Below are 24,885 nucleotides of genomic sequence, written 5' to 3'. Positions count from 1 at the left end.
TGCAGGTAAAACTTTCGTACCAGAGTGCCACAAGCAGCTGGAACCAAGTCTCCGCCGTTTCTGTTTGCCCCGTGAAAATGCGAGGGCAAATGGACGATTTCACGAGACGCACTATTACGAGGCCAAGGCAACTCTGGTCACTGACTTACGGGCATTCGCCAGTGATCGGTACCGCGATCCATGACGGTCATCACGTTCGCGATGAACTGTTGCCGCTGATGAACCTTTCAGACCAGCAGCGTCTTTACGAAGAAGATCCGTTCACCGCGCAGATGATTTCGGGATTGACGAACAAGATCGCATTCCACCGTTCCCGCTTCGAAATTGACCTCAACCGCGCTCGGGAACAGGCGATTTATCTGACACCCGAGCAGTCCTGGGGATTGGAGGTCTGGAAAGATCGTCCAGATGACGAGGCACTGAGGCGTTCGCTAACCTCGCATCAACAGTACTATTCCATGCTGGAAAATTATCTGGCTGGTATCGAAATTCGCTTCGGTCAATTCGTCGTGCTGGATATCCATACCTATAATCACCGCAGAAGCGGCCCAGATGCAGCACCAACCACGGCGAGCGATGCACCGGATATCAATATCGGCACCTCCTCGATGGACCGTGACCGCTGGGCATATATTGTAGATGGCGTAATCGACCACTTCGCCCAAGCCAAAATCGGTGGACGCCATCTCGACGTTCGTGAAAATATTGCGTTTCAGGGACGAGGCGAGCAGACGAAGTTCATCCACGAAAAGTTTCGCCAGAACGGGTGCGCAATCGCGGTCGAATTCAAGAAGATATTCATGGACGAGTGGACCGGTGAACCAGACACCGACATGCTAAGCGACATATCCGAGACGCTGGCGTCGCTGGAGGTCGTACTCGAGAGAATGCTCGAGAGCCGACCATGACGCACACGGTAGCGACAAAAGCCGAGGCTACAGCCAGTCAATACACGGATATTATGGCGGCTCTAACCGCTGGCAAAGCGATACGGCAGGATATAGGCAAGGACGGTCGCCTTCACATAGACCGGCCACTGCCATTCCTATGTGTTCACCTGACAGGCGGCACCAAAAACCTGGCTGCGCGAGACATTGCATCGGCCCATGCTTCCTATCTTATCGCCTCGAATCTCTCTGAAGCCGCCCCACTGATCGAGGCCGTGGGGCATGAGATGCAGGCGCGCTTCGGCTCATTTATCGTGCTGGACGTTGGCGAACTCGAGCACGATATCCTGCTTGCCGACGACTCCCCGTTCCTGCCGCATTACGAGGTCTCCGTTTCGGCTACGCCGGAACCTGAGACGCAGAACGCTAAACGGGTTTTCATAAAAGCCGTTTGCGATGCGGATATCCGCTTTCGAACGCCCAGGATAACCAAGCCCGAACTGGATGCAGATCCGGTAGCGAAGCTGCGGGCAGCAGGCCTTTCATTCCCCTGCATCAGCGTGCGATTTGCACCTATTTACCGTCAGCCGGAATCCGGCAGTGATTACCCCGGTTTACGGGAGACGATGATCGCCGACCTTTTGGATGCCGGATTGCGTGCCTTTGCAGCCTTTGCCACGGATAAAAATGCGCTGCAGGTCAGTACCCACCGTGCTCTCGGTCGAAAGGCGTTTGTCGATGCGGTACGGCGCGCGGATCGCTCCATCGACGACATATCCTTATCCTTTGACTTCCTGCTTTCCGTGACGCCTATCAACGCTCGGCAGGCATTCGAGGAATTCAAGGAGAGCGGCTTTCAATATGCGCCTCATTTCCTTTATCGGCCCCTGGGTGTCGACGTGGAGGAGCAGAAGCGCAAACTTTACTCCGTCGCCTTCGACCGGCTTGAAGATCCTGTCCTTTACCATCTCTATCGCGAAAAGCAGCAGGAAATAGATCTCCAACTGACGATGCTTGCTCACCTGCATCGCCGCCAATTTACAGATTTCAGCCGCGCGCTTTATGGTTCAGTTGAAAGCCATCTGCTCGGACAGGCGCTGGATGTGCTGGCACGCTGCAAACGCCCGGAGGGTGAAGACGACATCCCAATGGTCACATGCTACGAAGTGGCCGAAAGGGCGCGTGCGATGGTGGACGCCTACCGCTTGGAGAACCCGGAATTCAAGGCCCGCATCGAAATCCGCGACGACCTTCCCCCCGGACTGATGGTGACCAGCGAGAAACTCCTGATCTCCCGCCACACCATCATGGAACGACGTCGTGTCGACGCTCTGTTGCACCACGAGATCGGTGTTCATCTACTGACCTATTTCAACGGCTCTGCCCAAGGTTTACGTCTCTTCCGCAGTGGGCTTTCCGGGTACGAAGGCGTACAGGAGGGTCTAGCCGTTCTTGCCGAACATCTGGCGGGCGGTATGACACGGGAACGCCTGCGCCTGATCGCTGGTCGTGTGGTCGGTTGCGATGCAATGCTCGATGGCGCGGACTTTGTCGAAACTTTCCGTATCGTGACGGAAGAGCATGGCTTCGACGACGCGAGTGCCTTCAACATGGTATTGCGTATCTATCGAGGCGGCGGGCTTTCGAAAGACGCGATTTATCTGCGCGGCCTCGGCGAAATTGTCGAGCACCTGCAAAAGGGTGGCGCGCTCGATCCGTTCTGGATGGGTAAGATTTCAGCTGCACATTTTCCGGTTATGCAGGAACTCGCACTTCGTGGGTTACTGCGTCCGCCGGGTATTCGCCCCGCTTTTCTTTCACCGGCAAAATCCAGCGAGCGGCTGGAAAAGATCAAAGCCGGACTATCAATCGCCGAAATGGCAACACTATAAGGAGCGGACCATGCGTTTGGCATTCTTCGTCAATTCCATCGAAGGCGAACTTCCAAGCTTCGCCACCGGACTGCTGGCAATGGCTGCGCTGAACCGGGGCCACGAGGTCGTCTATCTCACACCCGGCGATTTCACGCTTCGCCGCGATGATACGCTGGTCGTGCACGGCCTCGTCATGCCTCGGCAGAAATACAAAAAGATGGAAGCTTTCCACGCAGCATTGCAGGAGCGCGCGCTCCAGCGCGAGACCATCAACATTGAGGACATCGACGCTCTGATGCTGCGCAACGACCCCTCGCTGGATCAAACCGCGAGGCCTTGGGCGGTCCATTCCGGCATCCTGTTCGGCCGTTTGGCGGAACAGCGCGGCGTGCTGGTGCTGAACGACCCCGAGGGACTGGCGCTGGCGCAAAACAAGCTCTACTTCCAGAGCTTTCCGGAAATCGTGCGGCCGACGACCCTGATTTCCCGCAATGTTGAAGAAATCCGCGCCTTTGCAGACGCACATCCAAAAGGCGTCATCGTCAAACCATTGCAAGGCTCGGGCGGCAAGAACGTTTTCAAGATTGGCTCTTCGAAAGAGACCAATCTCAATCAGATTTTCGAGGCTATCAGCATAGAGGGCTACCTCATCGCCCAAGCTTATCTGCCCGCCGCAAAGAACGGAGATATCCGTTTCTTCATGATGAATGGCGAGCCGCTGATGCGTGACGGTGCTTACGCCGCCCTTAGGCGTGTACCCGCAAAGGGCGATCTGCGCTCCAACATCCACGCGTCTGGTACTGCCGAGGCGGTGACTGTAACCGACGAAGTGATCGCGCTTGCGGAAATGATGCGCCCGAAGCTGGTGGAAGATGGCATGTTCCTCGTCGGGCTCGACATCGTCGGCGACAAGATACTGGAAGTCAACGTTTTTTCACCCGGCGGCCTCGGGCACATCCGTGAACTCACCAATGTCGATTTCACGGATACGGTTATCGAAGCGATAGAAAAGAAAGTCGCCATGCAGCTCGCTTCCGCAGGGACATTAAGCAACAGGCTGCTCGCAACACTGTAAGATACTCGGTCGCTCAGACACCATTGAAAATTCCATTGACGGCAAGCCCGGCCTTTCATAACTGTGAACTGAAGTACATGCCCTTTTTCGAGCCTAGGCAGGTGCTCCAGTTCACATTGCACATGTCGTCGCCTCTGAACCGCAGTAGAGTTGTGCGTACAGGCAATACTTCGCTCTTGCCGGGATAACCACCATCATGAAACCGGGTGAACTCGCCGCCTATATGTTCCTCGCCGTAGCCTGGGGGCTTTCGTTTCTTCTCGTGCTTCACGCTGTTGAGGCGTTTGGCTGGGTCGGTGCCGTGTCACTGCGGTGTTTCATGGCCAGCATCACGCTTTACCTCATCGCAAGGGCCACGAAGCGCAAGCTGGATTTCTCGGCGGGCTGGAGGGCCTTTGCGGTCGTTGGCGCGACGACAGTGGCAGGTCAGTTGATCGGCTTGTCCTATGCCACGCCATTGATCGGCACGGCCATGGCGGCAATTCTTGTCGCCAGCATTCCTCTTTTTTCCATGCTGATCGGTCAGTTCTGGGGACTGGAGAAGATTTCGGCACAAAGTCTGCTGGGACTGGCCTTCGGTTTCAGCGGCATCGTCATACTTGTCGGTTTCCCCGCTGTTCCGGTGACGCAATCCTTCGTTCTCGGCTGTCTCGCCTGCCTGTTCGGCTGCATATGCGCGGCATTCGGCAGCAATTATGCCAGTCGCAGCCTCAAGGGGACCGGCTCCTGGGAAATCACCATCGGCTCATTCCTTGCAGGCGGCATTATGACGTTGCCCTTCCTCTTCGTCGTGCCTATCCCCGGCACGCCAAGCCTTGCCGATATCGGTTATCTTTTCGCCCTCGCCGTTGTCATGAGCGCGTTGACATACATTACCTACTTCCGGCTCATCGCGACAATTGGAGCAACAAAAACCATCAGCGTCGAATTCGTCGTCACCGTGATCGCCGTTTTCATCGGTGCGATCGTGCTTGATGAGCCTCTGTCATCAGCTCAGTTCACGGGCGCGGCGATTATCATCATTGGCTGTGCCCTGGTGCTTGGGCTTGTGCCGAAGCGAAAAAGCGCAGGCACCCTGCCGGATGTTCACGGATAGAATGATAGGCAGCATTTTAGCTTTTCTCTATTTAATTGCTCTCAACATTCACGTTTTAACAGTATATGATCCATCGCGTGGCAGTTGAGAATAAAATGCAGCGGAAAATTGTATAGGCGAGCATGGCTAGCGATCCCAACGATCCAGATTTGCGCGACAACCGCTTTGCGATGCTTCTGGCATCTGCCGAACTGGAACGGCCAGCCGCCGACAGCAGCATTCGCGTGGGCCGGGAAGGCCGTGAATTCTGCATTTATCCCGCACAGTTGGGTTATGACCTTCAGGAAGAACTGGATTTTCTTTCAAACCGGGTCATGGAGCCGAATATTTTCTTCACCGGTCGCCTGCTTGCGCCCGCCATGCCGCGCATCGATGATCGGTCTGTTCGCTTTGCTCTGATGCGCGATGAAAATGGAAAGCGTAGTCGCATGCGCTTCCTTATGCCCTTCACGGTTGAAAAACCTGGGTTTTCCGTCGGCCCATCTATTCTTCGCGCCTGGGCAAACCCCTTTGGCCCACTGGGCACGCCCTTGGTCGATAATGAGGGTGCTGCCGAAACCATCGACAATCTTCTCGATGCTCTGGCCCAGCCGGAATTGCGCCTTCCCAATGTTCTGGTGCTTCCATTCCTCCGGCTCGACGGGCCTTTCGTGCGGATGATCAAGGCCATCGCACTCAGCCGGAACCTTCCGTTGACGACTTCGGAACCGCACCGTCGCGTGATGCTGGAAAGCGGCACGGACGCCGATGCCTATCTAAAGGAAAAAGTGCCAGCCGGTGATTTGCAAATTCTGCAGAAAAAGTGGCGCGAGCTTGAACAAACCGGCTCGCTGACTTACGAGATCGCCCGTCAGCCGCAGGACGTGCGCTTGCGGATGGAGGAGTTTCTTGCGCTGGAAGCGAATGGTGTGAAGGGCCGCAGACGCGCTGCACTCGTCAACGACCGCTACCGCGCAGCCTTTGCCCGGGAGGCTATCACCAATCTTGCGGAAATCGATGCGGTGCGCATTCACACCATCGACTTCAACGGCGAAGCCATCGCCTCGATGGTAATTTTCATGGCAATGGGCGAAGCCTATATCTGGAAAGCCGCCTTTAATGAAAGCTTTGCCAGCTACATGACCGATCGCCTGCTGGCGCACCGTTTGACCGAGTGGCAACTGGACGATGCCAACACGTTGAAGACGGACAGCTGTGCCGCGGAGGAAGACCTCCCACTGCATGAATTCTGGAATCAATCGAGCGAAATGGGCACCTTGGTCGTCGGCCTGTCACAGAACAGCGACCGCGACGTTCGCCAGGTTGCCGCACAAGCTCACATGTACCGCAACACCAGAAATCTAGCCAAAATGCTGCGTGAACGGATAAGGTCTATAGGGCGTAAGGGTACTGCTTGACCTCTCAAAAAGCGCTCGCTCGGACTCAGCCAGATAGCGACCACCTGCTGATAACCTGTTTCCGCTCAAGATAAATAAAAACGGCGGCCGTTGCCGGCCGCCGTTTTTGATTCAAGCTGAACTGTACCGCGAACTTATTCTGCGGCATTTTCCAGAGTTACTGGTTCGCCACCTTCGGCAGCGCCTTCACCCTCTTCCGCAGATGTCGAACGGCGCGGGCGACGTGGGCGTGGCGTTGCGCTTCGGGCACGGCGGGGCGCGCGTTCTGTCGTAGCGGATTCGGCCTGGGCCTCTTCTTCAACCGCAACTTCCTTCGGCGTACCTTCGATGACGGGCTGCGGAGCAGAGCTTGCATCGTAAACAGGTGCGGCAGGTGGCGCTACGGGGACTGGTGCGGAACCATCTTCGGCCTGAGCTTCACGCGGCTGACGCTCTGGACGGTTCGGGCGCTCACGACGGTCGCGACGCTCGTTTCTGTCCTGCCGTTCCTGTCTATCCTGGCGCTCTGGCTGATCCTGACGAGGCGCGCGCTGCTCGTGCTGCTCATGAGCAACAGGCATCACGACGACATTATCGTCATTTTCGTTTCCATCCATATCGTCAGCATCGCGGTCGCTACCATAATCACGATCGGCCTGCTGGAAGCGTTCCTGCATCTGCGCCTGTGCCGACGCTATGATGCGGTTGTAGTGCTCGGCGTGCTGGAGATAGTTTTCAGCGATAACACGGTCGCCGGAGCTTTGAGCATCCCGCGCCAGTGTTGCGTATTTTTCCGCTATGTGCTGGGCAGTACCGCGAATTTTAACATCGGGGCCGGAACTGTCGTAGGTTCTGGTTAGCGGATTTCCACCCTTGCGGTTGAAATTGTTGTTGTTGCCGCCGCCATTGTTATTGTTGTTGTTAGTACCACGCCCCCGGCCGCGCTTGTTTTGCTGTCCTGGCCTCATCAATTGCTCACCTGAATTCTGTTGTGCTGACAATTCTCATTATTTCGAAGCAGTCCGGACAAGAACCCAAGGGGACTTTTCTGAACTGCGCCCATCACGCGCCTTGATTTAAAGACAAGACCTCGCGTTTAACGGACCGGATGCGCAAATGCTGCATCAAGCCGCCTGCGAACGAAGTTTCCTGAATCACATGCCGGAAATGCCCAGCCTTTCAGGGCTCTTAAAGGGAACCCGCTTCGGGACTGATCCAAACTCTGGCGAATCTTCTTTCGCCCTCAGCCACCCGGCATGTGGCCGCAAACTAGCCCGCTTCATGCGGAAATCCAAGCCTTTTCTTTTGCTTTGCAAAATATCCTTGAACAAAACGCATGTGCGCGTCATCTCATTTGTCTGCAAAAGATCAATGCGCGATCATTACCGCCATAATCTTTCACGCTCTTGACGCAATCATATCCGTTCGAAGCGAATATGGCAGCGACATCAACCTTTTGATCATAGCCGATTTCAACGCCGATCACTCCACCATCATTCAGAAAATCAACAGCTTTTTCGGCAATGGCTCTGTAGGGAAGAAGGCCATCTTCGCCGCCGTCAAGTGCGGCTAAAGGATCGAAATCACGAACTTCGCGATCAAGGCTATCGATGACTTCCGTCCTGATATAGGGCGGATTCGACAAGATTATGTCGAAGCTACCGGAAATATTGTCGAACCAGTTGCTTTCAACAGTTTCGAACCTGTCTCGCAGGCCATGTCGCTCAGCATTTCGCGCTGCGGTCGCCAGTGCGTCGAGCGAAATATCGCTGCCGACACCAGTAGCTTCTGGAACGCTGTGCAGCAACGCAAGACAGATGGCACCAGTGCCGATGCCCATATCAAGGATGCGTGCCGTGTCGTTTCGTTCGGTGAACCCGCGGAGATATGGCAACACAGCATCCACCAGCACCTCGGTATCCGGGCGCGGCTCCAGCGTCCCGGAAGACAGCAGCAGATCGAGACCGTAAAACTCGCGATGTCCGAGGATGCGATGAACCGGCTCTCCTCGTTCCCGACGGGCGATCATCGGAACGATCCCGGCCAGCTCGTCATTGCTCAAAGGCCGCTCGCCCTTCAACATAAAGTCCGTTAGCGAAAAACCGATCACCTCTCCAATCAGCAACCGCGCATCGGTCGTCGGATCGGAAACACCTGCAGCGTCAAGGCGCTTACGCGCCTCAAGTAAATATGTCTGAACGGTCTTCTGGCCGACCGTCACTGCTGTTCGCCGAGTTGCGCGAGCTGACCGGCCTGATAATCGGCGATCAATGCATCGACGATTTCATCGATATCGCCCTCAATCATCCGGTCCAGCTTGTAAAGCGTGAGGTTGATGCGATGATCCGTAACGCGGCCCTGCGGGAAGTTGTAGGTGCGGATACGCTCTGAACGATCACCGGAGCCCACTTGGCTTTTGCGATCAGCGGAACGCTCGCTATCCACCTTCTGGCGCTCGATATCGTAAAGCCGTGAGCGCAGTACCTGCATGGCCTTGGCACGGTTCTGGTGCTGCGACTTTTCGGAGGAGGTTACGATAAGACCGGTCGGTAGATGCGTGATGCGAACGGCAGAGTCAGTCGTATTAACGTGCTGACCACCCGCACCCGATGCGCGCATCGTATCGACACGGATATCTTCGGCGCGGATTTCGATATCGATATCTTCCGCTTCCGGCAGCACCGCCACGGTGGCGGCGGATGTATGGATACGACCGCCTGCTTCCGTTTCCGGCACGCGCTGTACGCGGTGCACACCAGACTCGAACTTGAGCTTGGAAAACACGCCGCGTCCGGTGATGGTGGCAATAATTTCCTTGAAACCGCCCGCTTCACCTTCGCTTGCTGACAACACCTCGACTTTCCAGCCCTTCGTACTGGAAAACCGCTCGTACATGCGAAACAAATCGCCTGCGAAAAGCGCCGCTTCAGAGCCGCCGGTGCCTGCACGAATTTCAAGGATCGCGCTCTTCTCGTCCGCCGCATCCTTTGGCAGCAAAAGGATCTGCATTTCCTTCTCGAGCGCTTCGATACGCTCGGATATCTCTGGTAACTCGGCTTCCGCCAGTTCTCGCATGTCGCGGTCGGTGGACTTGTCCGAGAGCAGAGCTTCCAGATCGGCAGCCTCTGCCTGCGCCTTTTCGAATTCGCGAATTGTCGTCACGACCGGCTGCAACTCGGAATATTCGGATGCCAGCTTTACATAGACGTCCGCAGCGGGACCGGCAGACATGCGCGCTTCTATCTCTCCGAAACGACGTTCAAGCTCACGCATTTTCTCGACGGGAAGCTTCGCCACCTGTCACGTACTCCATTTCCATACTGTTTTGTGCTTTAGATAGGGATCGAATGGGCCGCGGCAAAACGTAAGAGCAAATCCCGCGGACTTTCGGTCGATTTTCGATCGTCCAGCGCTGCATTCAATTCTTCTGCAAGCAAACCCGCGTCCAGCCCCAGCAGCATTGCCTTGACCGGACCGATTGCAGTCGGGGACATGGAAACCGAGCGGAAACCAAGCCCTATCAATGCCATGGCCGACAGAGGCTTGCTCGCCATTTCGCCGCATAATGTAACGGACGTATTATTGCGCTCGCCAGCCCGCACAACATCACGAAGAATGCGCAGGAACGGCTTGCCAAGATTGTCGAAACGATCCGACACGCGCGCATTGCCCCTGTCCACTGCCATCGTGAACTGGAACAGATCGTTTGAACCGACCGAGACGAAGTCGGCCTCTGCCATCAACTCGTCTAACTGCCAAAGAAGGGCAGGAACCTCCAGCATCGCGCCGAATTGCAGTTTCCTTGGCAAGGAATGGCCGAACTTCGAAAGGTGCTGGACTTCCTTTTGTAGCAGATCTCGAGCAGCACGGATTTCCGCCACCTCGGTAATCATCGGCAGCATGATGCGCAATTCGGCACCGGATGCAGCACGCAGCAACGCGCGCATCTGCGTACGCATCAGCCCTGGACGATCCAGCGACAAGCGGATCGCTCTCCAGCCGAGTGCCGGATTTTCCTCTTCCTGTCCCCGCATGTAAGACACGACTTTATCGCCGCCGATATCCAGCGTGCGGAAAGTAACAGGCTTGCCCTTCGCATTGCGAAGCACGCTTCGGTAAAACGCTTCCTGCTCCTCACCCTTAGGCATGTTGGAAGCAATCATGAACTGAAGCTCGGTACGGAACAGGCCGATGCCCTCCGCACCGGATTCTTCCAGCTGCGGCAGATCGACCAAGAGACCAGCATTCATGTTAAGGCTGACCTTCTGACCGTCCCGGGTCAGAGATTCGACGTTCTTCAGCGCACGGAACTGCTCCTGACGCCGGGCGCGCAGGCGAACTTTTTCTTCATAAGCGCGCTGCAAATCCGTCATTGGACGAAGATGCACTTGGCCGTCATCGCCATCGATGATGATCGCATCATTGTTTTCGGCCAGCGCAACAATGCCGGTTGCCTGACCGATAACAGGTATGCCCATTGCACGCGCAACGATGACGACGTGGCTCGTTACCGCACCGTCTTCCAGTACCAGACCGCGCAGCTTCTCACGGGGGTAGTCCAAAAGCTCGGCAGCGCCCATGGCACGTGCGAGAACGATAGCGTCTGCGGGAAAATCCTCTTCCGGCCCGCGTCCGCCGAAACCGATCAACTGGCGCAGAAGCCGGTTTGCAAGATCGTCGAAATCATGCATCCGCTCCCGAAGATAGGGATCGGTCAGGCGCATCATGCGCGCCTTGGTATCGCTCTGAACCTTCTCGACCGCCGCTTCCGCCGTCAAACCATTGCGGATCGCCTCTTCCATGCGGCGAACCCAGCCCTGGTCGTGCGCGAACATGCGATAGGTTTCTAGCACCTCGCGATGCTCACCTTCCGTTGCGACATCGCGCCGTTGCAGCATGTCGTCGATGGACAGGCGCAACGAGCCGATCGCTTCGGCGAGCCGCCGAATTTCGGTGTCTGCGTCTTCGTTCAGCAGGTTGGTGACGACGATGCGTGGATCGTGCAGAACGACATGGCCAAGGCCGATGCCTTCACCATAGGCGTCGCCATCGATGGAGACAGCCCTTGTCAAATCCAGTTCCACGCCGGGACGGGTGATTTTCTTCAATTCGCCGCTCGCCACTATTTCCGCAATAAGCATCGCGGTTGTTTCAAGCGCTTCAACTTCATCCTCCCGGTATGTTCGGCTGGTCTTGTTCTGAACGACAAGAACGCCAAGAGTGCGACCGGATCTTAAAATCGGCACACCGAGGAAGGAATGATAAATTTCCTCTCCCGTTTCAGGGAGATAGCGGAAGGCAGGATGCGCCTGCGCATCGGAAAGATTGAGTGGTTGGGCAGACGCGGCAATAGTACCGACAAGACCTTGCCCCATTTTCAGCTGGGCGAGGTGAACGGCATCCTTGTTCAGGCCTTCAGTGGCATAAAGCTCGAGTATACTGTCAGAACGCAACACATAGACGGAACACACCTCTGCCACCATGTTGCTGGCAATTTGCCGGACAATCTGGTCGAGGCGCTCCTGCGGCTCAAGATGCTCCGCCATCATTTCGCGAAGCCGCCTGAGGAGGACGCGCGGACCTGCGGAAAGGTCTCTCATCGCGTATGCTCCCGAATACCGAACGTGCGAGCCGACATGGCCCGCACGGAAGGCTCAATCAAAACTATAGCGTCGACAACACAACTAACAAGCGTATTAACGACGTCTTATCGAGACATTACACCGTTTTGAAGAATCGGATGACATGTGCCGAGGTTCAACAAATCAACTCTTATCCAGACCATAGGCAGAATGCAAAGTGCGAACTGCAAGTTCCGCATAGGCACCGTCGATAAGTATCGAAATCTTGATTTCCGAGGTGGTAATGGCCTTGATGTTGATATTCTTTTCAGCCAGCGCCTTGAACGCGCTTGCGGCAACGCCCGCATGGCTGCGCATGCCGATACCGATGACCGAAACCTTGGCAAGGCCTGTTTCGTTCTGAACGACGTCGAAGCCGATCTGTGCCTTGTTGTCTTCCAAGACCTTCAGCGCCTTGGGAGCATCGCCCGAAGGGACAGTGAAGGTCATATCGGTGCGCGAACCATCTTCCGAGATATTCTGCACGATCATGTCGACATTGATGTGCGCCTCGGCCAGCGGTCCGAAGATGGCAGCCGAAACACCCGGGCGATCCGACAGGCGGCGCAGTGAGATTTGTGCTTCATCCTTGGCATAGGCAATGCCGGTTACGACTTCCTGTTCCACGATTTCTTCCTCGTCACAAATCAAAGTACCGGGCGGGTTGATGAGGTCGCCCATGCCCGGTGCATCGGGATCCTCAAAGCTAGAGCGCACGAAGGTACGAACCTTGTGCACCATGGCAAGTTCGACCGAGCGAACCTGCAAGACCTTTGCGCCGAGCGACGCCATTTCGAGCATTTCCTCGAAGGCGACCTTCTTCAAGCGGCGTGCCTTGGGTACGATGCGCGGGTCTGTGGTGTAGACGCCATCGACGTCTGTATAAATATCGCAGCGATCCGCCTTGACGGCAGCAGCGATGGCGACAGCAGAGGTGTCCGAGCCGCCACGACCGAGCGTAGCAATACGGTTATCCGGGCCGAGGCCCTGGAAACCTGCTACCACGGCGACCTGGCCTTCGCCCATGCGGCGAATAATATCGGAGCCGTCGATATCGAGAATGCGGGCAGCACCATGTGCGTTATCGGTACGGATGGGGATCTGCCAACCCTGCCACGAACGGGCATTGACACCCAGGGACTGCAACGCAACAGCCAGAAGACCCGAGGTCACCTGCTCGCCGGACGCGACGATGGCGTCATATTCGCGCGCATCATAAAAGGAAGCAGCGCCCGCGGCACCGGCAACTTTAGGCGTGTTTTGAACCCAATCGACCAGCTCATTGGTTTTTCCGGACATGGCCGAAACGACGACGGCCACTTCATGGCCTGCATCCACTTCACGTTTCACATGCCGAGCGACATTGTGAATGCGTTCCAGATTGGCGACGGACGTGCCGCCGAATTTCATGACAATGCGAGCCATAGTTTTGACCAGTACCATCCCATTTTGCCGCGCTTATGCGGCAGAGCAAGAGCACAAACCAGTCGGCCTAGTTATGAAGGCCTCAAGTTGCGGGTCTCTTAGCGAAAAGGTATCAGCCACGCAATGCCGATTCTGAACCATGCGGTACGTCTTTCAAGCGCGACCGTACCGCAGTGGCCTGTACAAACCGCGCCATTCGCAGTAAGAGCGCGGCAATTCAACCGGCCAGATGGCCGAAAAGGCCGGTATCGGCTGCTCTATGACCTCGGGTTTTATTGGGTTTTGGGCGGATGCAGGCAGCCCCATATCCGAAAGACGGTAGATGACAGACACCCAGGGTATCGCCCCGGCGATTGCACAGGCGTTGGAAAAACGCGGCTATAAAGATTTGACTCCGGTTCAGAAGGCGATGCTTGCGCCCGAACTGGAAGGGAAGGACGCACTCGTTTCCGCCCAGACCGGCTCCGGCAAAACCGTGGCTTTCGGTATTGCCATTGCTCCAACGGTTCTCCCGGAAAGCGGCCGTTTCGGCTCCGCTGGGGCCCCGCTCGCCATTGCAATTGCCCCTACCCGCGAGCTTGCCATGCAGGTGAAGCGCGAGCTGGAATGGCTTTATGAATTTACCGGCGTTTCCATCGCTTCCTGCGTTGGTGGCATGGATATCCGCACCGAGCGCCGTGCGCTGGAACGTGGCGCGCATATCATCGTCGGCACACCCGGCCGTCTTTGCGATCACATCAAGCGCAACGCGCTGGACCTCTCCGCCATTCGCGCCGTGGTGCTGGATGAAGCCGACGAGATGCTTGATCTCGGCTTCCGCGAAGACCTCGAATTCATTCTCGAAGAATCGCCGGAAGATCGTCGCACGCTGATGTTCTCGGCCACCGTTTCGCGCAGCATTGCAAAGCTCGCCGAGAGCTATCAGAAGAACGCCGTTCGCGTCGCTACCGCATCCGAGCAGAAGCAGCACGTCGATATTGAATATCGTGCCTTGCTCGTCACGCCATCGGACCGCGAAAACGCGATCATAAATGCCCTGCGTTATTACGAAGCACGCAACGCCATCGTGTTCTGCTCCACCCGTGCAGCGGTAAACCATCTGACAGCCCGCTTGAACAATCGCGGCTTCTCCGTCGTGGCGCTGTCCGGCGAACTCAGCCAGAATGAGCGGACACACGCGCTCCAGGCGATGCGTGACGGTCGCGCCCGCGTTTGCGTGGCAACAGACGTTGCCGCTCGTGGTATAGACCTTCCCGGTCTTGAGCTCGTCATCCACGCCGATCTGCCGACCAATTCCGAAACGCTTCTGCACCGTTCGGGCCGTACTGGCCGCGCCGGTCAGAAGGGCGTAAGTGCCATCGTGGTTCCGGTCAGCCAGCGCCGCAAGGCAGAACGCCTGCTTGACGGTGCAAAGGTTAGCCCGGCATGGGTTCGCCCACCAACCGTCGAAGAAATCGTCGAGCGCGATGGCGTACGACTGCTGGCCGATCCTTCGCTTAACGAAGATGTCAGTGATGATGAGCGCGATTTCGTGGCCAAGCTGCTGGAGCAGCATGGTGCCGAGAAAGTTGCAGCTGCATTCGTGCGCCTGTTCCACGCCGGTCGCTCTGCGCCGGAAGACATTTCCGAAGTCTCTCTCGATGGCCGCAAGCCACGCCGCGACAGCTTCGAGCATGTGGAAAACAATGCACCGCGCCGCGAACGCTCCGACTTTGCCGATAGCGCTTGGTTCACGCTTTCCGTGGGCCGCAAGCAGAATGCCGAGCCGCGCTGGCTCATCCCCATGCTATGCCGCTTCGGTAAGCTGACCCGCCAGGACATTGGCGCGATCCGTATGCAGCAGACCGAGACCTACGTCGAATTGGCGGCTGATGCGGTCGACCGTTTTGAATCGGCGCTTGGCAAGGATATGGCTCTGGAAAAGGGCATTCGCGTCAAGGCCATGGAAGGCAAGCCGGATATGACCGGCAAGCCACGCGAAGACACCCGCCCGCCGAAAGCCCAGAAGAAATTCGGCGCCAAGGCAGATTTCGGCGGCGAGCGCCGCACCGACGAAAAGCCCTGGAAGAAAAAGTCGAAGCCGGGCAACGATGCGCCTCGTGGAGATCGGCCTGCGAAATTCGAAGGAAAGAAAGACAAGCCCTTCGAAAAGCGCACTCCTAAGAAAAAAGACCACTAAAATTGAAAAACCGGCGGGAGCAATCCGCCGGTTTTTTTATTCGCTTACTCACAGGGTTACGGGTTAGGGCAACCCGGTGAACCCACGATGCAGCCAAACTGCTGTCCATCACGTGGTGGGCGCGGAGCGCGTTCGCCGTCACGATTGCGGTCGCCATCCCGACGGTCAACATCCCATTGACGGCGGTCATCATTGGAGCGCTGTTCACGCCATGCGCGATCCTGATCTCTATTACGGTCGCGGTCGCGTTCCCAACGCTCCCGGTCGCCATCGCGGCGGTCTCTGTCCGCACGATCGCGGTCGCCGTCTCGACGGTCACGATCATTTTGGTCCCAATTACCGTACTGCCGCTCCCAGCGACCGTCATTCGGGCCGCGACCACGGGGATCGCGCCACTCTTCGCGAGGACGCGGACGATCCCTGTCGGCCCACGGCGGAGGCGCATTCCAGTAACCACCAGAGGGAGGGGGGCGACGCCAGCGATCACGCTCGCGGTAGAAATCGCGGTCACGGTAATTCTGATCCCAGTAACGGCCGACTTCAAATGTGACGATTGGAACGCCGAGATCGCGATAGTAACGTGGTTCCACGTAAACGCGGTTCTGGCGATACATCGCCTGAACATAACGACCGGCGACCCAACCACGACCGTAGCTGAAGGACACGTCGCACCACGGCGTATCGGACAGGCATCCATGGATAGTCAGCGGCGCACCGTTGGGGATAACGACGACGGCTGGATATGCCGTGCTTGGTCCCGAACGCATATTCACATTAGCGGTGGCAAAGCCTCTCGTCGCGGCTTCGGCCAAGGCCGGAGCAGCAACAAGCGCGAGCAGCGCAATTGCACCAAACAGTTTATTCTTCACTTCATTCTCCTCAAGCAAAGGCTCGCGCGCCGATTATTTTCGGCGTCTGATTTGGAAAATACGCCTGCCTTCATGAACGCAGCATGAAACGGAAATTGGCTCATATCAGTTCCCTGCCGTCCCCAGTGCATGGCCGTTTCCGTAAAGGATATTAAGCCCTGCCCTTGACTTCGAAGGTCAATCATCCGACTTCAGACCTATAGCGAAGATGGAGCAGGATGATGAGCGAGACCGCGAAAACGACCGTCGACCAGAGCGAGGTAGACCGTTTCTCCGCGATGGCGGCAGAGTGGTGGAGCCCGACCGGGAAGTTCCGCCCGCTTCACAAGTTCAATCCTGTCAGGCTCGAATATATCCGTAATCGCGTGTGCGAAAATTTCGTCCGCGACCCTAAAGCGCATCGCCCGCTAGAGGGCTTGCGCGTTCTTGATATCGGCTGCGGCGGCGGACTACTTTCCGAACCTGTGGCACGCATGGGCGCCGATGTCGTGGGCGCCGATCCTTCCGAAAAGAATATCGGAATCGCCACCACCCATGCTCGTGAAAGCGGCGTAACAGTGGATTACCGCGCAGTGACTGCCGAACAATTGCAGGAAGCCGGCGAAACCTTCGACGTCATACTTAACATGGAAGTGGTGGAACACGTCGCCGATGTCGATTTGTTCGTCCGCACTTGTGCGCAAATGGTGCGGCCGGGCGGGCTGATGTTTGCAGCAACAATCAATCGAACACTGAAGGCGCGTGCGCTTGCGATCTTTGCGGCTGAAAACGTACTCAAATGGTTGCCGCGCGGAACGCACCAGTACGAAAAGCTGGTGCGACCGGATGAGTTGGAGAAACCGATCGTAGCCAGCGGTATGGATGTCATTCACCGTACCGGTGTGTTCTACAACCTGGTTCAGGATCGCTGGAACCTTTCTCCGGACATGGATGTCAACTATATGGTTCTCGCCAAGCGCCCGGCGTAACGAACCATCATCCTTGAATATCGGGCTCCACGACACGGGCAAGGTTTCGCAACGATTCCTGCCAGCCGAGATAACAGGCTTCGGCGGGGATAACGTCTGGAATTCCAGCTTGCTCTATCGTCAGTTCCGTCCCGACCGATACCTGCCTTAAGCGGACCGTTACGCTCATTTCGCCGGGCAGATCCGGATCATCGAACTTATCGGTGTAGCGGATCAACTCATTCGGAATGAGCTCGACATATTCACCGCCAAAGCTGTGAATTTCGTTTGTCGTGAAATTACGAAACGACATCTTGAAAATGCCGCCTACTTTCGGTTCGAACAGATGAACGGTGCACAGAAAGCCGTTTGGTGGCAACCATTTCGCCATCGCATCCGGTTCGAGAAATGCTCGATAAACTTTCTCCGGCTTGGTGGATAGAACCCGGTGAAACGTAACGGTGCTTGGCATGTTGGTCCTCCTCTGGCCGGAAATTCACGACTGATGAGGTAACATAACCAAGGCGGAGCCTGCCGATTCCAGTGCTACTCCCAGTACCTCAATTTACGTCATCCGGGAGCACTGGCAATGCTGCGACCTCTATGCCCTCATCCAGCAGCGCTTTGGCTTCTTCAATAGAAGCTTGGCCGATGATACCGCGTTCTTCCGTCTCGCCATAATGAATCTTACGGGCTTCCTCGGCAAATTTGTCGCCAACGTCCTCGGCATTGGCACGAATATTGGCCAACGTTTCCTTGATTTTGGCGAAGGCCTCTTTCTGCGCAGTGTCCATCGCCAAGGTACGCATGGCTTCTTTCGTTCTCGACGTTGAAAGCGACGGTGCCATCAGCGTCTTGGACACATTTTGCGATCCACAGACGGGGCAGCCGATCAACCCGCGCGCAAGCTGGCTGTCATAATCCGCACTGCCTGAAAACCAACCTTCGAACTCATGCGTACGTTCGCAACTGAGCGAATAACGGATCACGCCACGGCACTCCCCTTAATCGTGGCAGCGGTGACGGAATCGAGCTGAAACTCACGAGCATTCTTGAGATTAGGGATTTTGCCCCGAACGGAAGCGACGAGCGAGGGATCGATATCCGCATAGATAATCTCCTCGCCATCCCCTCCAGCAGCAGCAATAATTTTTCCCCACGGGTCGATCATCATGGAGTGACCATAGGTCACACGACCGTCTTCATGCGTGCCGCCTTGTGCGGCAGCGATGAGAAATGCACCGTTTTCAATCGCACGGGCGCGAAGGAGGATTTCCCAATGGGCTTCTCCAGTCTGTTTCGTGAAGGCCGCAGGGACCGTCAGCACCTGAGCGCCAGCCACCGCCTCCGTGCGGAAAAGTGACGGGAAACGGACATCATAGCAGATGGCAAAGCCGAAGGTAGCGAGTGGCAATTCAACGATACGCGCTTCGTTGCCCGGCTCGTAGGCTGCACTCTCGCGCCAACTTTCACCGTTGTCCAAATCGACGTCGAACATATGGATTTTGTCGTAGGTACAGATTCGATCGCCATCCGGTGCAAACAGAAAACCACGATTCGCAATTTTTCCGTCTGCGCGCGCAATCGCAGTAGAGCCGACATGGATATAGATGCCGAGTTCCCGCGCAAGCTTGGCGGCGGTTGAGACAATCACATCGCCCTTTTCATCTTTCAACACAGCACGAAGAGCAGAACGATCCCGTTGCAGGGCACCGGTCATTTCCGGTGTCTGAACATAAACAGCGCCCTCAGCGGCCGCCTGCCGAACAAGACGCTCCATGTCGGCGGCGTTCTTCCTTGGGTCAACCCCGGAGCACATCTGAATTGCTGCGGCCTTGAAGCTCATGTCTCTGTTTCCAATGTTCATAGTCAGTTACTGCACATTACCCGGCCAGAAGCGCGTCCAGCTTTCCGTCGCGGTCAAGCGCATGGAGGTCGTCACAACCGCCGACATGCTGTGCGCCAATAAAGATTTGCGGGAATGTGTTTCGACCAGATTTTTCCATCATTTCCTGACGATAATCTGGATTTTCGGTCGCATTGTATTCCTTGAAGTCTACGCTTTTGCCTTCCAGCAATGCTTTGGCGCGAGCGCAGTAGCCACAAAAATCACGCGTGTAGATTGTTACGGATGCCATATGTATAAACCTCGCAAATGCTTGGAAACGTCCAGCTTCTAACTGTCATATAGGCCCGGAAATCGCCATTGCAAAGGTCAAAACGGTGACATCTGCGGCACCGGATTTCTTCAGCCGTTTGGCGGCTGCGGCGACCGTCGCGCCAGTCGTATAAACATCATCGACAAGCACAATCCGTTTGCCCATGACATCGGTTTCCCGTCCAGGTGAAATGGCAAATGCCCCGCGAACGTTGTCCTTTCTTGCGCGCGCGGAAAGCCCCACCTGTCGGCTGGTCGGCTTCACGCGCACCAGCGTGGAAGGAAGAAAAGCTTTCCCGGACATAGCAGATAGATGCCGTGCCAGTTCTGCGGATTGGTTGAAGCGGCGACTTAAAAAGCGGCGGCGGTGCAGTGGCACCGGCATGATAAAGTCGCAATTCGCCACCGTATCGTCGCTTGCTCTTAGCATCCACGATGCCATCTGCCGGGCGAGATCGGTTCGGTCCAGATATTTCAGTTGATGGACGAGCTTTCGAGCCGGGCCATCGTGCAAGGTGGCCGACCTCAGACGGTCAAAGGGCGGCGGATTTGCGATAGCTTCGGCGCTAATGGAACCATCGCCGTGGTGATAGGCAAAGGGAATACCAAGTATCTCGCAATAGGGCCGTTCGATGAATTTGATACCCGACCAGCATTGAATGCAGAAACCACCGGCGCCACCTGTAGCGCGTCCGCATCCGGCACAGGAGGGCGGATAGACGAAGTCACGTGCATGGCGAAGAAACCAGCCGATGGGTTGCGCAACGCTCTGCCTTGAAAACATGACTTCTCCTCACGCATCGCATTGACTTTAAAGGCAAAGAGGTGCCTTTGCGACTGCAAAGTTTTGGTAGGTCACGGCATGGACATTCTTTTCGACCGGGCGCTCGTAGAGCAAAATCGTAAACGCGCATGGCAGATGGGAGATCGCAAGGCGCTTTTCCTGCTCGACCTGGCGGCGGAAGAGCTGGCGGACCGGATCGCAATCGTCGAGCGCCAGTTTGAGACAGCCGTAGAACTGCACGGCGCGACCGGTATCACCGCGCAACGTATCCTGGCAACCGGCAAGGTCGGTTCCATGATCCGTGTGGAAACGCGCGCTGACTTCACTCTGGATGGCGTCGCTCCTTTGGTCGCCCCTATAGAAGACCTGCCTCTGGAGCCCGCCTCCATGAATCTCGTCGTTTCACCGCTTTCCCTGCATCTGACGAATGATACACCCGGCACCCTGATCCAGATCAGGAAAACCCTGAAGCCGGATGGCCTATTCCTGGCGGCAATTCCCGGCAGCGGTACATTGCAAGAGCTTCGGGACGTTCTCCTGATGGCGGAGGCAGAACTGCTGGGCGGCGCCAGCCCGCGCATCATTCCATTCGCGGATGTTCGCGATGTTGGCGCGCTTTTACAGAGAGCTGGCTTCGCCCTGCCCGTAACGGACACCGAAACCTACACGGTTCGATACGATTCCATCTTTCCGCTGATGCGAGATCTACGCGCCATGGGAATGGCAAATCCACTGATCGGGCGCAGCAGAACACCCTTGACGAGGCGGTTCTTCATGCGTGCGGCCGAGCTCTATGCCGAGCGTTATAGCGACCCTGATGGACGTATTCGCGCAACGTTCTCGATCATCTATGTTTCCGGTTGGGCTCCACATCAAAGCCAGCAAAAGCCGCTAAAGCCCGGATCTGCAAAAGTGAGGCTGGCGGACGCCCTCAAAGGGCTGACGTAACCTTCAATCGGCTGGAAAAGTTTCGGGCTGTATTACGCAATAGCGCCAGCAAGCGTGTCGGCTATAACCTGGAAGATCGCCAGTAGATTGTCTCTCACGCTCTCGAGACCCAGTATCATCGCGCCGGAAATAAGAGCAATGATCAGTCCGTACTCGATAGCGGTAGCGCCCCTATTGTCGCCCAAGAGGGCCCACAGCCGTTGCTGAATTCCGGTTTTGTTGCGCAACATGGAAACCTTCTGGACGGGAGGCACGCGCAGGCCTGCCACAGTGGATACACTCTCTAACTGTACGGCAATAAAATGTTCAATTCGTTACGGAAACCCCATAACTTTATGGAAGCCAAGCAATCAGCGCCGACGTCACAACGCCAATGACCCGCGGATAGTCTTTCTCTAACTGCTCGGTTTGCGGTGGCAATAGCAGCAGGGCAACGTGATCATTTGGGACAATAGAGCGACCCAGCATTACGCAGTAAATGACTATGGCAACGCTCATCGCGTCGTAAGGCGCGTGACGCTGGATGGCGATATACCTGTCGGCGTGGACGGACGCCGGAGTGTTGCACTCGTGAAACCCTGACGTGACCTGATATCAACTGGTAGGGTGCTGGTCAGCGACCGGCACCGTTTCTAGCGGCATGCGCTTCATCCAAAGTTCCGCGGCGAATGGTAACGCGACCTAGCAATCGCGGCTAGAATACCCGTCGACTATGCACACCGAACCAGGCATCGGCTGCGTTATGCTACGGCGAATGCTGTAGCTCTTCGGCTGTTCACCACGATTGATCGAACCGGTGCTGATCATGTCAAAGGTTTCGGGATTTTGAGCGAAGCGTGTGGGAGATGTTTTGCCCGCAAGCATCGGCGTAACGATCAGCGAAAGAGCGACTGCCACCATACCAAATAGCAGCGCGACATTGAGAACGCCGATCCTTCGCGACTTGGCAGAATAAGACTGGCGATCCTCGACAGTTTTCCAGAAATCCTCATTCATGCTCGGCCTCGCTACGCGCCATTTACCAAATCTTCAGCCCTAGAATTTGCCAGAGCTTACTAAACGATCAGTTAATGGCGACCCGTTTTGAGGCAGACAAGGCTATGGAAAAACCAGATTTTCGGGCTTTTTCACAAACTGTTTATAAAAGATCCTGCAAGTAAGGAATAAGCGGCTCGTCTGCGGGTGGCATGGGGTAATCCCGCAATGCCTTCGGTTTCACCCACCTGATGGCCTGCCCTTCCCTTCCGTGCGGAATACCTTCATAGCGTCGGCAGACGTAGAGCGGCATCAGGAGATGAAAGGTCTCGTAAGTGTGGCTTGCAAAGGTCAATGGAGCAAGGCACGCGACCTTCGTTTTAATTCCGAGTTCTTCTTCGAGTTCACGAACAAGGGTCTCTTCCGGAGTTTCCCCGGCCTCGACCTTTCCGCCGGGAAATTCCCACAAGCCGGCAAGCGACTTGCCTTCCGGCCTCTGCGCAAGCAAAATTCGCCCGTCTTGATCGATCAGCGCACAGGCCGCGACGAGCAAGATTTTTTTGCCAGCCTCCTCCATCAGCTATTGTCCTTGCCCCAGTAGCGGTAGGTGTATGCTTCAGAAAAACCGAATTTTTCATAAAGCGCCAGGGCAGGCAGGTTTGTGGAAACGACTTGCAGCCAGGCAGTCTTCGCCCCGCTGATACGAGCCCAGCGCAGCGCCGAAGTCAGAATCTCACTGCCCGTTCCGCGTCGGCGCGCAGTCTCGGCCACATCGAGCGATAGAATTCCCGCAAGGTCATTATCCTGTACGCAGATTACGGTCGCCTGCGGATCGCCCTCTATCTCTTCCTTGATGAAGAGCCCTAGCGTCGGCTTGATGGAGCTGACGATTTCAGCAATAGCAGGGCGCAATGCCGGATCGTCACCGCTCACCTTAAGGCTGGCTTCAACAAAGCGTCCGATATCGTGACTGGGCAGATGAGCAATTGTTTCCGGCAGTTCGGCGCGAATGAGATCGGAGGTCATCACCTTGACTTCCTCGAACACGGTCCAGCCGTTATCGTAAAGATGAGCCCGCAGTTCTGCAGGCATTAACGTCGTCTCGCGAATGATCAGCGGGCGACCGAAATCTTCGAAACGTTTACGCGCCTTCTCCAGCCGCAAACCGCAATTTCCATAATCGGAGGGGTCCAGCGGGACAACGCAGTTGATCCGCTTCGATGGATGGGAACCCGTCAGGCGTAACTGCCAGCTGCCGTCGTAGATGACCGATGAGGCTGGCCATGCGCGAAAACCCACAGCTTCAAGACGGCGAACAAGCGGAAGGTTTATGGCGCTGCTGTGCATGTCGTTGGCCTCCACCGATCAGCTCCGGTAGTCGCCGTTGATTTCGACGTATTCCTTCGTCAGATCGCAAGTCCAGACGGTGGCCGTACCATTGCCAAGCCCGATATCGACTTTGACGGGAATGTCCTGCTCTTTCATCACCGCAGACGCTTCGGCTTCGGAGTAGGCTGGGTCCCGTTCGCCATTCACGGCAACGCGCACATGGCCGAACCAGATCGCCAGACGATCACGGTCAGCCAGTTCGCCGGACTTGCCCACGGCCATGACAACACGGCCCCAGTTGGCATCCTCACCGGCAACGGCAGTCTTCACCAAAGGCGAATTGGCAATGGAGAGCGCGATTTTCTTCGCAGCGGCATCGCTTTCAGCACCCGTCACCGTGACTTCGACCATCTTGCGGGCACCCTCACCGTCCCGCACGACCTGAAGCGCGAGATCTTTGAGAAGATCGTTCAGTTCGGCACGAAATCCTTCCAGCCTCGGATCGTCAGCGTTTTCAATGCGAGCCTGACCATCAGCTTTGGCAGCACCGGTAGCAAAAAGCATTAGCGTATCGGAGGTGGATGTATCGCTGTCGACCGTGACCGAATTGAATGTAGGGCCGACGCCGGCGGAAAGCAGTACCTGCAAGGCAGACGGCGAGATATCCGCATCCGTCACCACATAAGACAGCATCGTCGCCATGTCGGGCGCAATCATGCCCGCACCTTTGGCGATGCCGTTGATCGTTACTTTTACGCCGCCGATTTCGCTCATGCGGGTTGCGACCTTCGGATAGGTATCCGTCGTCATGATGGCCTTTGCGGCTTCATGCCAGAAATCGCCAGTCGCATCCGTGTTCATCTGTCCCAGAACGCCTGCGAATTTAGTCGCGTCCAGCGGCTCACCGATGACGCCCGTCGACGAAAGGAAGACTTCGCTTTCAGAACAGCCCACTGCCTCTGCAGCGGACTTGCCGGTCAGCTCCGTAGCGGCTTTGCCCTTCTGTCCCGTAAAGGCGTTGGCATTGCCGGAGTTCACCACCACGGCACGCGCAACGCCGCCTGGCAGGTTGGCGCGGCAGTAATCAACCGGCGCCGAGGGGCAGCGCGATTTCGTGAACACGCCAGCAACCGAGGCCGGCGCATCAAACACCATCAGCAGGACGTCCGTGCGGTTCTTGTACTTGATGCCAGCGGCAGCCGTTGCCATGCGCACGCCGCGTATCGCAGGCATGTCTGGATAGGATTTTGGAGCAAGCGGGGAAACGGCAGCGGACATGGGCAAACCTGCGGTCAAGACATGAAAGATAGAACGAAAACAGGGCGGCTTATCGCCGCCCCGC

At 56.5% G+C, this 24,885-nt stretch carries 24 protein-coding genes and 1 pseudogene; 9 read left to right on the top strand and 16 right to left on the bottom strand.

Features of this window, described 5'->3' with window-relative positions; translation table 11 throughout:
* Window positions 1–89: 89 nt before the first annotated feature.
* From G6L28_RS19715 to G6L28_RS19695, 5 genes are all read left to right on the top strand, one after another.
* Window positions 90–908: an N-formylglutamate amidohydrolase gene (locus tag G6L28_RS19715; protein WP_174065756.1), complete on the top strand. Its 819-nt coding sequence runs from the start codon at window positions 90–92 to the stop codon at window positions 906–908.
* Window positions 909–961: 53 nt separating this feature from the next.
* Entirely contained in the window at window positions 962–2,779 is a 1,818-nt protein-coding gene (locus G6L28_RS19710; protein ID WP_234902663.1) for a flavohemoglobin expression-modulating QEGLA motif protein, read from the top strand.
* 10 nt (window positions 2,780–2,789) lie between these two features.
* Window positions 2,790–3,836, top strand: a complete 1,047-nt coding sequence (locus G6L28_RS19705; RefSeq protein ID WP_174065752.1) for a glutathione synthase — start codon at window positions 2,790–2,792, stop codon at window positions 3,834–3,836.
* Window positions 3,837–4,032: 196 nt separating this feature from the next.
* Complete coding sequence (locus G6L28_RS19700; protein ID WP_174065750.1) at window positions 4,033–4,932, top strand: DMT family transporter; 900 nt, start codon at window positions 4,033–4,035, stop codon at window positions 4,930–4,932.
* Between the two features lie 122 nt (window positions 4,933–5,054).
* Window positions 5,055–6,329 (top strand): GNAT family N-acetyltransferase, encoded by a 1,275-nt coding sequence (locus G6L28_RS19695; RefSeq protein ID WP_174065748.1) that lies wholly within the window; start codon window positions 5,055–5,057, stop codon window positions 6,327–6,329.
* Window positions 6,330–6,463: 134 nt separating this feature from the next.
* Here G6L28_RS19695 and G6L28_RS19690 read toward each other — a convergent pair whose 3' ends face one another.
* The 5 genes from G6L28_RS19690 to G6L28_RS19670 form a co-directional block, all read right to left on the bottom strand.
* Entirely contained in the window at window positions 6,464–7,276 is an 813-nt protein-coding gene (locus G6L28_RS19690) for a DUF4167 domain-containing protein (RefSeq protein WP_174065746.1), read from the bottom strand.
* A 377-nt stretch (window positions 7,277–7,653) separates the two neighbouring features.
* Window positions 7,654–8,529 (bottom strand): peptide chain release factor N(5)-glutamine methyltransferase, encoded by an 876-nt coding sequence (gene prmC, locus G6L28_RS19685; RefSeq protein WP_174065744.1) that lies wholly within the window; start codon window positions 8,527–8,529, stop codon window positions 7,654–7,656.
* Window positions 8,526–9,605, bottom strand: a complete 1,080-nt coding sequence (gene prfA / locus G6L28_RS19680) for a peptide chain release factor 1 (RefSeq protein WP_174065743.1) — start codon at window positions 9,603–9,605, stop codon at window positions 8,526–8,528. The genes prmC and prfA overlap by 4 nt, the downstream gene beginning before the upstream one ends.
* A gap of 35 nt (window positions 9,606–9,640) precedes the next feature.
* Complete coding sequence (gene ptsP / locus G6L28_RS19675; protein ID WP_174065742.1) at window positions 9,641–11,908, bottom strand: phosphoenolpyruvate--protein phosphotransferase; 2,268 nt, start codon at window positions 11,906–11,908, stop codon at window positions 9,641–9,643.
* A 165-nt stretch (window positions 11,909–12,073) separates the two neighbouring features.
* On the bottom strand, window positions 12,074–13,354 hold the full coding sequence (locus G6L28_RS19670) for an aspartate kinase (RefSeq protein ID WP_174065741.1): 1,281 nt from the start codon (window positions 13,352–13,354) through the stop codon (window positions 12,074–12,076).
* A 322-nt stretch (window positions 13,355–13,676) separates the two neighbouring features.
* Between G6L28_RS19670 and G6L28_RS19665 the strand changes: the two genes are divergently transcribed.
* On the top strand, window positions 13,677–15,533 hold the full coding sequence (locus G6L28_RS19665) for a DEAD/DEAH box helicase (RefSeq protein ID WP_174065740.1): 1,857 nt from the start codon (window positions 13,677–13,679) through the stop codon (window positions 15,531–15,533).
* Window positions 15,534–15,589: 56 nt separating this feature from the next.
* Here the strand turns inward: G6L28_RS19665 and G6L28_RS19660 are convergent, their stop codons facing one another.
* Window positions 15,590–16,402 carry an SH3 domain-containing protein gene (locus G6L28_RS19660; RefSeq protein WP_174065739.1) on the bottom strand — a complete coding sequence of 271 codons (813 nt, stop codon included), beginning with the start codon at window positions 16,400–16,402 and terminating at the stop codon, window positions 15,590–15,592.
* A gap of 221 nt (window positions 16,403–16,623) precedes the next feature.
* Between G6L28_RS19660 and ubiG the strand changes: the two genes are divergently transcribed.
* Window positions 16,624–17,370 carry a bifunctional 2-polyprenyl-6-hydroxyphenol methylase/3-demethylubiquinol 3-O-methyltransferase UbiG gene (ubiG, locus tag G6L28_RS19655; RefSeq protein WP_174065737.1) on the top strand — a complete coding sequence of 249 codons (747 nt, stop codon included), beginning with the start codon at window positions 16,624–16,626 and terminating at the stop codon, window positions 17,368–17,370.
* Between the two features lie 7 nt (window positions 17,371–17,377).
* Here the strand turns inward: ubiG and G6L28_RS19650 are convergent, their stop codons facing one another.
* From G6L28_RS19650 to G6L28_RS19630, 5 genes are all read right to left on the bottom strand, one after another.
* A complete protein-coding gene (locus tag G6L28_RS19650; RefSeq protein WP_174065735.1) occupies window positions 17,378–17,821 on the bottom strand; it encodes an SRPBCC family protein in 444 nt (147 codons plus the stop codon).
* Between the two features lie 88 nt (window positions 17,822–17,909).
* Window positions 17,910–18,338: a DUF1178 family protein gene (locus G6L28_RS19645; protein ID WP_174065732.1), complete on the bottom strand. Its 429-nt coding sequence runs from the start codon at window positions 18,336–18,338 to the stop codon at window positions 17,910–17,912.
* Window positions 18,335–19,195 (bottom strand): carbon-nitrogen hydrolase family protein, encoded by an 861-nt coding sequence (locus G6L28_RS19640; RefSeq protein ID WP_174065730.1) that lies wholly within the window; start codon window positions 19,193–19,195, stop codon window positions 18,335–18,337. Before G6L28_RS19640 ends, G6L28_RS19645 begins: the two co-directional genes overlap by 4 nt.
* Window positions 19,196–19,232: 37 nt before the next feature.
* On the bottom strand, window positions 19,233–19,487 hold the full coding sequence (gene grxC, locus G6L28_RS19635; RefSeq protein WP_174065728.1) for a glutaredoxin 3: 255 nt from the start codon (window positions 19,485–19,487) through the stop codon (window positions 19,233–19,235).
* 45 nt (window positions 19,488–19,532) lie between these two features.
* Window positions 19,533–20,291, bottom strand: coding sequence for a ComF family protein (locus G6L28_RS19630; RefSeq protein WP_174065726.1), 759 nt, complete (start codon window positions 20,289–20,291; stop codon window positions 19,533–19,535).
* Window positions 20,292–20,369: 78 nt separating this feature from the next.
* On the opposite strand from G6L28_RS19630, the gene G6L28_RS19625 reads away from it, so the two are divergent.
* Window positions 20,370–21,239: a methyltransferase domain-containing protein gene (locus tag G6L28_RS19625; protein ID WP_174065724.1), complete on the top strand. Its 870-nt coding sequence runs from the start codon at window positions 20,370–20,372 to the stop codon at window positions 21,237–21,239.
* Between the two features lie 32 nt (window positions 21,240–21,271).
* Here the strand turns inward: G6L28_RS19625 and G6L28_RS19620 are convergent, their stop codons facing one another.
* On the bottom strand, window positions 21,272–21,469 hold the full coding sequence (locus tag G6L28_RS19620) for a Flp family type IVb pilin (protein WP_174065722.1): 198 nt from the start codon (window positions 21,467–21,469) through the stop codon (window positions 21,272–21,274).
* A gap of 199 nt (window positions 21,470–21,668) precedes the next feature.
* Between G6L28_RS19620 and G6L28_RS19615 the strand changes: the two are divergent.
* Window positions 21,669–21,821, top strand: a pseudogene (locus tag G6L28_RS19615) (TauD/TfdA family dioxygenase); the annotation flags it as partial.
* 99 nt (window positions 21,822–21,920) lie between these two features.
* Here G6L28_RS19615 and G6L28_RS19610 read toward each other — a convergent pair.
* From G6L28_RS19610 to argJ, 4 genes are all read right to left on the bottom strand, one after another.
* Window positions 21,921–22,235: a hypothetical protein gene (locus G6L28_RS19610; protein WP_174065720.1), complete on the bottom strand. Its 315-nt coding sequence runs from the start codon at window positions 22,233–22,235 to the stop codon at window positions 21,921–21,923.
* A 142-nt stretch (window positions 22,236–22,377) separates the two neighbouring features.
* Window positions 22,378–22,791: an 8-oxo-dGTP diphosphatase MutT gene (gene mutT / locus G6L28_RS19605; RefSeq protein WP_174065717.1), complete on the bottom strand. Its 414-nt coding sequence runs from the start codon at window positions 22,789–22,791 to the stop codon at window positions 22,378–22,380.
* Window positions 22,791–23,561, bottom strand: a complete 771-nt coding sequence (locus G6L28_RS19600; protein WP_174065714.1) for a GNAT family N-acetyltransferase — start codon at window positions 23,559–23,561, stop codon at window positions 22,791–22,793. Before G6L28_RS19600 ends, mutT begins: the two co-directional genes overlap by 1 nt.
* Before the next feature lie 18 nt (window positions 23,562–23,579).
* Window positions 23,580–24,821, bottom strand: a complete 1,242-nt coding sequence (gene argJ / locus G6L28_RS19595) for a bifunctional glutamate N-acetyltransferase/amino-acid acetyltransferase ArgJ (protein ID WP_174065712.1) — start codon at window positions 24,819–24,821, stop codon at window positions 23,580–23,582.
* Window positions 24,822–24,885: the final 64 nt, after the last annotated feature.

Source organism: Agrobacterium larrymoorei, assembly GCF_013322225.1.
GTDB lineage: Bacteria > Pseudomonadota > Alphaproteobacteria > Rhizobiales > Rhizobiaceae > Agrobacterium > Agrobacterium larrymoorei_A.
Note: the sequence above shows the minus strand (reverse complement) of the source record. Positions and strands in the feature narration are given on the sequence as shown.